General features: G+C 64.7%; 10 protein-coding genes. 4 read left to right on the top strand and 6 right to left on the bottom strand.

From position 1 onward, the window contains the following. Positions 1-167 precede the first annotated feature (167 nt). The 3 genes from BP858_RS04710 to BP858_RS04700 are packed head-to-tail and all read right to left on the bottom strand — an operon-like array spanning position 168 to position 2,560. Positions 168-593 carry a metal-dependent transcriptional regulator gene (locus BP858_RS04710; RefSeq protein WP_074176037.1) on the bottom strand — a complete coding sequence of 142 codons (426 nt, stop codon included), beginning with the start codon at positions 591-593 and terminating at the stop codon, positions 168-170. A 12-nt stretch (positions 594-605) separates the two neighbouring features. Beyond that, on the bottom strand, positions 606-2,321 hold the full coding sequence (locus BP858_RS04705; protein ID WP_074176038.1) for a ferrous iron transporter B: 1,716 nt from the start codon (positions 2,319-2,321) through the stop codon (positions 606-608). After that, entirely contained in the window at positions 2,318-2,560 is a 243-nt protein-coding gene (locus BP858_RS04700; RefSeq protein WP_062266262.1) for a FeoA family protein, read from the bottom strand. The genes BP858_RS04705 and BP858_RS04700 overlap by 4 nt, the downstream gene beginning before the upstream one ends. Before the next feature lie 110 nt (positions 2,561-2,670). Between BP858_RS04700 and BP858_RS04695 the strand changes: the two genes are divergently transcribed. From BP858_RS04695 to BP858_RS04685, 3 genes are read left to right on the top strand one after another with little or no spacing between them, the layout of a single operon-like run. Beyond that, positions 2,671-3,615 (top strand): ROK family protein, encoded by a 945-nt coding sequence (locus BP858_RS04695; protein WP_074176039.1) that lies wholly within the window; start codon positions 2,671-2,673, stop codon positions 3,613-3,615. Further along, entirely contained in the window at positions 3,612-4,121 is a 510-nt protein-coding gene (locus BP858_RS04690) for a dual specificity protein phosphatase family protein (protein WP_074176040.1), read from the top strand. Before BP858_RS04695 ends, BP858_RS04690 begins: the two co-directional genes overlap by 4 nt. Then, positions 4,118-4,486, top strand: coding sequence for a YigZ family protein (locus BP858_RS04685; RefSeq protein WP_286878976.1), 369 nt, complete (start codon positions 4,118-4,120; stop codon positions 4,484-4,486). Before BP858_RS04690 ends, BP858_RS04685 begins: the two co-directional genes overlap by 4 nt. Here the strand turns inward: BP858_RS04685 and BP858_RS04680 are convergent. The 3 genes from BP858_RS04680 to BP858_RS04670 form a co-directional block, all read right to left on the bottom strand. After that, a complete protein-coding gene (locus tag BP858_RS04680) occupies positions 4,476-4,856 on the bottom strand; it encodes a hypothetical protein (RefSeq protein ID WP_286878975.1) in 381 nt (126 codons plus the stop codon). The two genes, BP858_RS04685 and BP858_RS04680, sit on opposite strands and share 11 nt — an antisense overlap. 74 nt (positions 4,857-4,930) lie before the next feature. Further along, a complete protein-coding gene (locus tag BP858_RS04675) occupies positions 4,931-6,331 on the bottom strand; it encodes a hypothetical protein (RefSeq protein ID WP_286878974.1) in 1,401 nt (466 codons plus the stop codon). Then, the gene (locus BP858_RS04670) at positions 6,324-7,040 is read right to left on the bottom strand and encodes an ABC transporter ATP-binding protein (protein WP_048105339.1); all 717 of its coding nucleotides are present in this window, start codon (positions 7,038-7,040) and stop codon (positions 6,324-6,326) included. Before BP858_RS04670 ends, BP858_RS04675 begins: the two co-directional genes overlap by 8 nt. A gap of 263 nt (positions 7,041-7,303) precedes the next feature. On the opposite strand from BP858_RS04670, the gene glgP reads away from it, so the two are divergent. Beyond that, the coding region (gene glgP, locus BP858_RS04665) for an alpha-glucan family phosphorylase (RefSeq protein ID WP_286878973.1) at positions 7,304-8,700 on the top strand (1,397 nt) is incomplete at its 3' end.

Genomic DNA, 8,700 nt, shown 5'->3' with positions numbered 1-8,700 from the left:
ACTCTGCCGCCCAGCAACCGAACTTCGCGGCTTCGTGCCCTTCGCGTGAGATGGTATTGCAAGGACAATATTGGATGAAATGCTCCACTAGTGGAGCATTCCAGCTAAGACTTCACCTACAACGTCAGCCGCCCGCGCCTCGGTGCAGCAGGGGGCCGGGACCGCTCTCACCCCCGCCGCCTCCGGAACTCTCTGAAGTCCTCGAGGCTCTGCCGGCCTTCCGGACTCTCCCTGAGGAACTCAAGGAAGAGCCTGAGGTGCTCCAGCGTCTCCGAGCTCACGTGATGCTCAAACTGGCAGGCGTCGGCCTCAGCGGTCCCGGCATCGACGCCGAGGAGTCCGAGCAGGTCCGCAAACGTCCTGTGCCGCTGCCGGAGGTCCCTGGCCATCTCCTGGCCGGCCCGGGTCAGCGTCGCACCCGCGTACGGCTCATAGATAATGAGCCCCTTCTCCTCCAGTTTCCTGAGCATCTCAGTGACCGAAGGTGGTTTTACGTCGATCGCCTCCGCGATCATACCGGTCTGGGCACGTCCCTGCTCCCTCTCAAGCAGGCATATGATCTCGATGTACTCTTCTTTTGTCTTCCTGCGCATCTCTCTTCTCTCCTAAAACCCGATCAGCACCACCCGGAGCGCACCCCCGACGAGGAGCGCCGTCGTCACCATGACGCCTGCGGCGGCGAGCATCCCCCGCACCCCGAGCTCCTTGAGGAGGACCACGAACGTCGCCACGCAGGGGAAGTATACCGAGAGCATCGTCACCGCGATGACGAGTTGCTCAGGTGTCATCCCAAGCGGCACCAGCATCCCCACCGCCAGGTCTTTCCTGAGGAACCCTACCAGGAGGGCGGCGGTGGCCTCGGCAGGGAGCCCGAGCCAGACCTCCATCAACGGGGCGAAGACGGTCGCCAGCCAGTCAAGGAACCCGACCGCGTAGAGCAGGTTCACGAGCAGGATACCGAGGAAGAGATAGGGTATCGCCTCGCCGATGAACCCCCGCACCCGCATCCAGGTCTTCGTGGCGGTGGCCCGGAGGTCAGGCATCCGGTAGGGCGGGATCTCGAGGAATATCTCGGGGCACTCCCCGGGCACCACCCGGTTCAGGATCAGCCCCACCGAGACGTAGACAAGCGCGAGGGTTGCAAAGACCAGCGCAATGTAGCGCATCCCAAACGGCCCGAGCACCCCAAAGACCATCGCGATCTGGGCCATGCACGGGACCGCAAGCGACATGAGGGTGGCGGCGATGAACCGCTGCTTCTTCGTCTCGAGCACCCGGGTGGCGAGCGCCCCCGGCACGTTGCACCCAAACCCGAGGAAGACCGGGACGATCCCGTAGCCGTGCATCCCGAGCCGGTGGAAGAAGGTGTCGGCCAGCGTCGCAAGCCTCGGGAGGTAGCCGGTATCCTCGAGGATCGAGAGGACAAGGTAGAAGGCCACGATGTAGGGGAGGATCATCGCAAACGGGACGAAGAGCCCTGTCGTGAGGAGGCCCATCGACTGGACGTAGTCGATCTCGCCGTCGAAGAGGTGCCCGATCAGGATCTCGTGCAGGATCCCCGGCCCAAGAAGATCGCTGATCCTCATGGCAACCGGGGTGTAGAGGTCGAAGAGCGGTTCAAAGATGAACGATATGAGCCCTTCGCCGATCACCCTGACCGCCATGAACGCGACGGCGATGACCGCAAGTGCAATGAAAACGCCGCTCGCCGGCCTGATGCTCGCCTCAGCGATCCGGTCGCGGAGGGTGTGGTGGCGGTGAGCGATCGTCTGCACTGCGCCCGTGATCCGGCCGACCGCCGCCCACCGTTCCTCCTCGCTCATGGGCCGGACCGTCGCCGAGGGGCGGGCTTCGCCGAGCCGGTCCACGAGTTCCCGTATCCCCTGCCCGGAGAGACCCACGGTCGGGACGACCGGCACGCCGAGGAGGCGCTCGAGGCCGGCGACATTGATCGTGATTCCCTGGTGGCCTGCCTCGTCCCAGAGGTTGAGCGCGACGGCAGCCGGGATCCCGCGCTCCAGGATCTCGAGGGTCAGGTAGAGGTTCCTCTCAAGGTTCGTCGCGTCGACGACGTTGATGACGACATCCGCCTGCGCGAGGATCCCGGCGGCGACCTCTTCTGCCGGGTTTGTGGGGGTGAGGGAGTAGGTGCCGGGTGCGTCGATCACCTCGGCCGGCGTATCCGGAAGGCGCATCGCCCCGCGGGAGACGTCGACGGTGGTCCCGGGGTAGTTTGAGGTGATGACCCGGGTGCCGGTCAGACGGGAGAAGATCCCGCTCTTTCCGACGTTCGGGTTGCCCATCAGGACGACGGTCTTCATGTGGTCACATCCACGATGACCCGTTCAGCCATTCCCCGACCGAGCGTCACTTCCCGGCCGTCGACCTCGACCACCACCGGGCCACCGAGGGGGTGCCTGGCGACGACGACAAGGGTCTTGCCCTCCCTGATACCGATGGTCCGAAGTTTTCGCATAAAGCCGGGGGTTCCGGCAAACCGGGCGACGGTCCCCTGCACGCCCGGTTCCAGGTCAAGCAGCGTCTCTTCCATGATGATCATTTTTAGGTATACCTAAACGTGAGTGCGGGAAGCGCATAAACCTTGCTCCGCTCACGGAACCCTGCCGGAGGCGTAGGTTTATGCCGGTGGTCCGCGTAATTCGAGAAGAGATGACTGCCGTGATTGCCGTTGACCTCGGCGGGACCAACCTCCGCGCCGCTCTGGTTGACTCAGACGCAACCATCCTGGTCCATACCGCCACCAGCACCCCGGCCACCGGGCCTTCCGGGCGGGTGATCACCGCCGCGATCATAGCCAGGATCGAGGCGCTCCTCGAGACCGCGGAGGGAAGAGAGGTCGCGGCCATCGGCGTCGCATCGGCAGGGCCACTCGACCTCGGCCGTGGGTGGGTCACGAACTCCCCGAACATCGCGTTTCCAGTCGTGGAGATCACCGGCCCGCTCCGCGAGCGTTTCGGGCTCCCGGTCGCCCTGATCAACGACGCCCGGGCCGGCATCCTCGGCGAGTGCTGGGCTGGCGCTGCCCGCGGCTCAGAGGACGCCGTCTACGTCACCCTCTCCACCGGCATCGGCGGCGGCGTGGTGGCAAACGGCCACCTCCTGCTCGGGATGAACGGGAACGCCGGCGAGATCGGGCATATCCTCGTCGATACCCGCTACAACCTCACCTGCGGGTGCGGCTACCGGGGTCATTGGGAAGGCTACGCCTCGGCGAAGTACGTCCCCCGGTTCTTTGCGGCGTGGCGGGAGGAGGTCGATGTCCGCCGGGTAGCCTTCGACGCAACCTCCACCCGCGCGATATTTGAGGCGGCCCGGGCCGAGGACCCGGTCGCCCTCGCGTTCATGGATGCGCTCGGGCAGGTGAACGCCCGCGGGATATCGACCATCATCGTCGCCTACAATCCAGAGGTGATCGTGCTCGACGGACCGCTCGCCCGCTACTACGGGGAGATCGTGATCGGGCACGCAGAGCCCTATATCGACCGCTTCCTCACCCTCCCCCGGATCGTCGTCTCAGACCTCGCAGGAAGGGCGCCGCTCCTGGGTGCGGCTGCCTACGCGCTGAAGATGACAGGAGCAGGAGCAGGACCATGATCGAGATCTACCCGAACCTCTATATCGGAACACAGGAGGACTACGAACTCGCGGTAGAGGCCCACGAGACCTGGTGCGTGGTGCATGCCTGCCAGAGCCCCTACCACTGCCTGGCAGTCACCTACTCGCCCGTCGGCACGGTCCCGGAGGACCACCCGGAACGCTATGTCGCCCGGCGGGGGAACCGGTTGATGCTCAACCTGGTTGATTCACGAGACCCCGCCGACGTCCCGAAGGAGGCGATAGATGCGGCCCTGACGTTCATCCACCGGTGCCTCGGGAAGGGCAGGCCGGTGCTGGTCCACTGCGGGTTTGGCATCTCCCGGTCAGCCGCGATCGGGCTCCTCTACCTCGCGACATACACCGATGTCCTGCCGCCTGGGAACCTTGCCGACGCCGAGGCAGCATACCGCCGGATATACCCGCCCTACAGGCCCAGCCGGGGGATGCGGGGATTCCTGGAGGCTCACTGGGACGATTACGCACGGAAGCGGGTGCCGGCATGACCGCCGAATCCCTCGGGGCCGCGAAGCTCGAGGTCAGGCGATCTCGGTTTTACGCCCACCTCTACCGGGTCGAGGGTCCGGAGGATTTTGCGCAGGTTCTCGCCGGACACCGGAAGACCTACCGGAAGGCCGCCCACCACTGTGCCGCCCTCCGCTGCGGCTCAAAAGAAGAGTTCCGGAACGACGGCGAGGTCGGCAGGCCGGGGAGGGTGCTCATCCAGGTACTCCGGAAGCACGGCCTCGATAGCCACATGCTCGTCGTCTCCCGGATCTTCGGCGGGATCCTCCTCGGCCCCGGGAACGTCGCCCGCGCGTTCCGTGACGCAGGCGAGGGCGCGGTCCGCGAAGCAGGGGCTACCCGGTGACGAGAACCTGCTGCCGGCTTCCTGGAAGAACCGCCGAGACCGGGGCGAACGCGGAGAAGCGGGCTAGGACTGCCCGGATTGCCGCCGCCGGCACCGTGTACCGCTCTCCCGTGCCGAGCGTGATGATGAGGGCCGCTCCGGTGCGGGAGCGCTCCGCACGGCCGACGACGGCGCCGAGAGCCTGGCCCCAGTCCTGGCCGAGCAGCCTGACCCGGGCGGGGTACCGGCCGGCGAGAGTCAGTCTGAGCTCGTCAACCCTGACCCCGAACCGCCGGCCGTCGAGGCGGACCTCGACGATCCGGCAGGGTCTCCCGTCTTCGCCGACTGCGGCGCACCTGCAGCCCTGGATATAGCCGGCTCTTCGTAGCATACCCTGAACTTTTGCGTAACTCCTCTTGAATACGCGCCGTGCGCGGGGTGAAAGTGTAGAGGGGGCAGGGTCTTTCAGTACCCGGGCATCTCCCACGCCTGCCACTTTGTGCGGCCGCGGGAGAGGAGGAGTGCCGCCGGCAGGATGAGGAGAAGACTCCCGAACGCATACAGGGGATCGAGGATCGAGGCGAAGATGATCAGGAGGAGCGCCGGGCTCGTCGCGAGCACGTACCAGAGGAAGACCCCCGCGTGGTAGAGCATGACGTTCGGGTAGAGCCCGGTGAGGTAGACCGTCACCGCGAGGGTGTAGGCAGAGACCGAAAGGAACGCGGCGAGGGCCGGGAGGAATGTTCCCGCCCCGCCGGTGGTCGCCGCCGCGAACACGAGCACCGCAACAGGGAGGAGGGAGAGGAGGCTGTAGCCCTTCAGTTTGCCGTCGATCACCTCTGAGACCTCCACCGGCAGGAAGGTGTAGGAAGAGAAGGAATCAAACTCGGTCAGCCAGTTATAGATGGTCGCCGATATCACCCCGAGGAGGACCGCAAAGACCACCAGCGGGTCGATCCCCGGGATGAACCGGATCAGGACCCGGAGGCAGACCCAGACCAGCCCGACGGGGAGGAGGAACGAGAATACCACCTTCCCGGCACCGCCTTCACTCCGGAGCAGGTCGAGGGCGTCCTTGGCGATGAAGTGCTCACTTCCGAGCGGGTGGAGCCTCTCGGCGAGAGGGTCGAGGCTGTTCCTGAACCTCTTTGCCCGGTCCGGGTAGTCGACCGTGACGAAGAGCACCGATACGGCCGCCGGGACCAGGATGAGGAGGAGCGAGAGCACGAGCGGTTCCGGGCCCGGGTCGAGGAGGAAGGCGTACGGGGGGAGAACGGCGGTGGACGCCCCGAGGCGGAGCGCTGCAAGCGTGAGCACCACGAGCGCCACGACCGTCCCGGCGAGCAGCCTGACGGAGCGTGCGTAGAGGGTCGAGAGGAAGCAGATGACGGAGAGCCCCACGAGAAACGCGAGCGCAAGAGAGACGAACGCGAGGAGGGCACAGCCGGGATCGAGGGAGATAAAGGGCGTTGCCGCGGCAAACCCGACAGCGAAGGGGAGAACGTAGAGCAGGATGTAGTAGAGGGTATCCTTCACGAGGAATGCGGCAAATATGCGCTGCTCAGAAACCGGGAGACTCCGGGAGGCGTAGGCGATGAGGCTTGCCTGCCCGAACCGGCGGTTCATGAACTCCCGCCCCATGAGGCCGAACGACCCCACCATCACGCCCGCGAGCAGGAAGAGGATCTGCGCAAGGAGTGCGATCACGGTGTACGGGAGCGCATCCGAGAAGAGCGGGAGAGCAAGCGACCCGAGGAAGGCAAAGATAGCGATCACCGCCGGAAAGAGCGCGAACCAGCGACCCCCAAAGACCGTCGATTGGATCCGCCACTCCTCCTTCATCATCGCGAGGAAGAGGTCAGGCACCGGCGTCACCCCGCACCAGGTCGAGGAAGAACGACTCCAGGTGCCGGCCTGACCCGGTGAGGTCATCGACCTGACCTGCGTGCAGGAGCCTGCCGTTATGGATGATCCCGATCCGGTCACAGATCTCCTCTGCGATCTCGAGGATGTGGGTGGAAAGGAAGACGGTCCCGCCGTCACGGACGTAACTCCGGAGGAAGTCCTTCACCGTCCGCTGCATGATGGGGTCCAGGTTGATCAGCGGTTCGTCGATGAGGGCGAGCCGGGGCTCGTGGAGGAAGGCCTGGGCGAACATCAGTTTCTGCCTGGTGCCTCGCGAGAGATCCTTGCAGAGGACGTCCCGCTTCTCCCGGAACTCCAGCAGGTCAAACCAGTGGTCGCACCGCTCATCGACCCGGTCGAGGTTCCGGATGCGGGCCACGAAGCGGAGGTACTCCTCGGCGGTAAGGAAACTTGGCGGCGTCTCCTGTTCGGGGATGATCCCGACGAGCTCCCGGACCCGGATGGGATCCTTCACCACATCAAGACCCATCACCCGGGCCGACCCGGACGTCGGCCTGACCTGCCCGGTCAGCATTCTGATCATCGTCGTCTTGCCGGACCCGTTCGGCCCGAGCAGGCCGAAGAGTTCTCCTTTTGCGACACAGAGCGATACCCCGTTCACCGCGGTGACGTCACCGTAGTCCTTCGTGAGGTCGTCCGCCTCGATCATCTGTCGCACTCCAATCACGCTCCTCCGGGCCTTTCGGTGAAAGAGCATCGGTAAGAGGTGCATATAATACCCTTCCATTCTCTCCGGCCCACCTCAGGCAGGATCTCGTGATATTTATCTCCGGGACCTGCGTATCGCGAAGAGCGGCCCGGTTTCTGACTGCGACATCCCCTGCCCGCAGGGCGGTCCCCGCCGCTCCTGCATGACAGAAGCACTTATCACACCTGAAAGGTAATGCCAGTCCATCCCAGGCAGTGGTCACGATGAAGACAGAGATACCCTATGATCGGTTCGCCCACGTCCCGGAGCGGATCTTCGGGCTGGTTGACCTCGCCTACAACCTCTGGTGGAGTTGGCACTCATCGGCGACGGTGCTCTTCAAACAGCTGAACCGGGCAGAATGGAAACTGAGCCGTCACAACCCGGTCAGGATGCTGCTTGAGACACCGCCACGGTTCTTTGAGCGGGCGGCAAACAACCCGGAGTACCTCCGTCGCTACGACATCATCATGTTCCGGTTCCGGCAGTACATGGAGCCGACGACAAGCTGGTTTGCGCAGCGCTACCCCGGACGGGTGCCGCTGACGATCGCCTACTTCTCCAGCGAGTTCGGGCTGCACCACTCGCTCCCGTTCTATGCAGGGGGGCTCGGCATCCTTGCCGGCGACCACATCAAAGCGGCAGGCGATCTCGGGCTGCCGATGGTCGCCGTCGGGTTCATGTACGCAGAAGGATACCTCCACCAGCACATGGAGGGGAACGGGTGGCAGAAGAACGTCGCTGAGATCCTGGACCGCGACGCCGCGCCGGTTCTCCGGGTGACGGGCGACAACGGCAGGCAACTTGTGGTGCAGGTCCCCCTGATCGACCCACCGATCTATGTCGCGGTCTGGAAGGTGCAGGTCGGGCGTGTCCCGCTCTATCTCCTCGATACCCATATCGACGAGAACCTTCCCGAGAACCGGAGCATCTCCCACCGCCTCTACTTAAAAGAACTTGAATGCCGGCTCAGGCAGGAACTGGTGCTCGGTATCGGCGGGAGGAAGGTCCTCCATACGCTCGGCGTGGACTACTCGGCGATGCACTTAAACGAGGGTCACTCGGCGTTCGCCCTCCTTGAGAGGCTCCGGGAGCGGCTCGTGGCCGGGATGCCGCCTGATGAAGCGCGTGAGCGGATCCGGGGCACATCGGTCTTCACCACCCACACCCCCGTCCCGGCCGCCCACGACGTCTTCCCCGAAGACCTGATGGCAAAGTACTTCCGCAGTTACTGCCCGTCGCTCGGCCTCGACTGGGACGAGTTCATGGCGCTCGGGGAAGACCCGCACAACCCGGGCGCCAGTTTCAACATGACCGCGTTTGCGCTCCGGATGAGCCTCTTCCACAACGCCGTCTCCCAGAGGCACGGCGAGGTCACCCGAGAGATGTGGCAGCCCCTCTGGCCCGACCTCGCCGTCGAGGACGTCCCGATCGATGCCATCACCAACGGCGTCCATGTACCGACCTGGCTGAACCACCGGATTGAGACACTCCTCGACCGGTATATGGACCCGATCTACCCAAACTGGCGCGAGGAGTATGATAACCCGATCGTCTGGGAGGTGGTCGACGAGATCCCGGACGATGAACTCTGGGGCGAACACCAGTGGCTGAAGATGAA

The organism is Methanoculleus sp. UBA413, from assembly GCF_002502935.1.
Classification (GTDB): Archaea; Halobacteriota; Methanomicrobia; order Methanomicrobiales; family Methanoculleaceae; genus Methanoculleus; species Methanoculleus bourgensis.
This window is presented reverse-complemented; position numbering and strand designations above follow the sequence as displayed.

Excerpts from the sequence above, each read along its gene's own strand:
- BP858_RS04710 (WP_074176037.1), bottom strand. The coding sequence starts at position 593 with ATGCGCAGGAAGACAAAAGAAGAGTACATCGAGATCATATGCCTGCTT.
- BP858_RS04705 (WP_074176038.1), bottom strand. The coding sequence starts at position 2,321 with ATGAAGACCGTCGTCCTGATGGGCAACCCGAACGTCGGAAAGAGCGGG.
- BP858_RS04700 (WP_062266262.1), bottom strand. The coding sequence starts at position 2,560 with ATGATCATCATGGAAGAGACGCTGCTTGACCTGGAACCGGGCGTGCAG.
- BP858_RS04695 (WP_074176039.1), top strand. The coding sequence starts at position 2,671 with ATGACTGCCGTGATTGCCGTTGACCTCGGCGGGACCAACCTCCGCGCC.
- BP858_RS04690 (WP_074176040.1), top strand. The coding sequence starts at position 3,612 with ATGATCGAGATCTACCCGAACCTCTATATCGGAACACAGGAGGACTAC.
- BP858_RS04685 (WP_286878976.1), top strand. The coding sequence starts at position 4,118 with ATGACCGCCGAATCCCTCGGGGCCGCGAAGCTCGAGGTCAGGCGATCT.
- BP858_RS04680 (WP_286878975.1), bottom strand. The coding sequence starts at position 4,856 with ATGCTACGAAGAGCCGGCTATATCCAGGGCTGCAGGTGCGCCGCAGTC.
- BP858_RS04670 (WP_048105339.1), bottom strand. The coding sequence starts at position 7,040 with ATGATCGAGGCGGACGACCTCACGAAGGACTACGGTGACGTCACCGCG.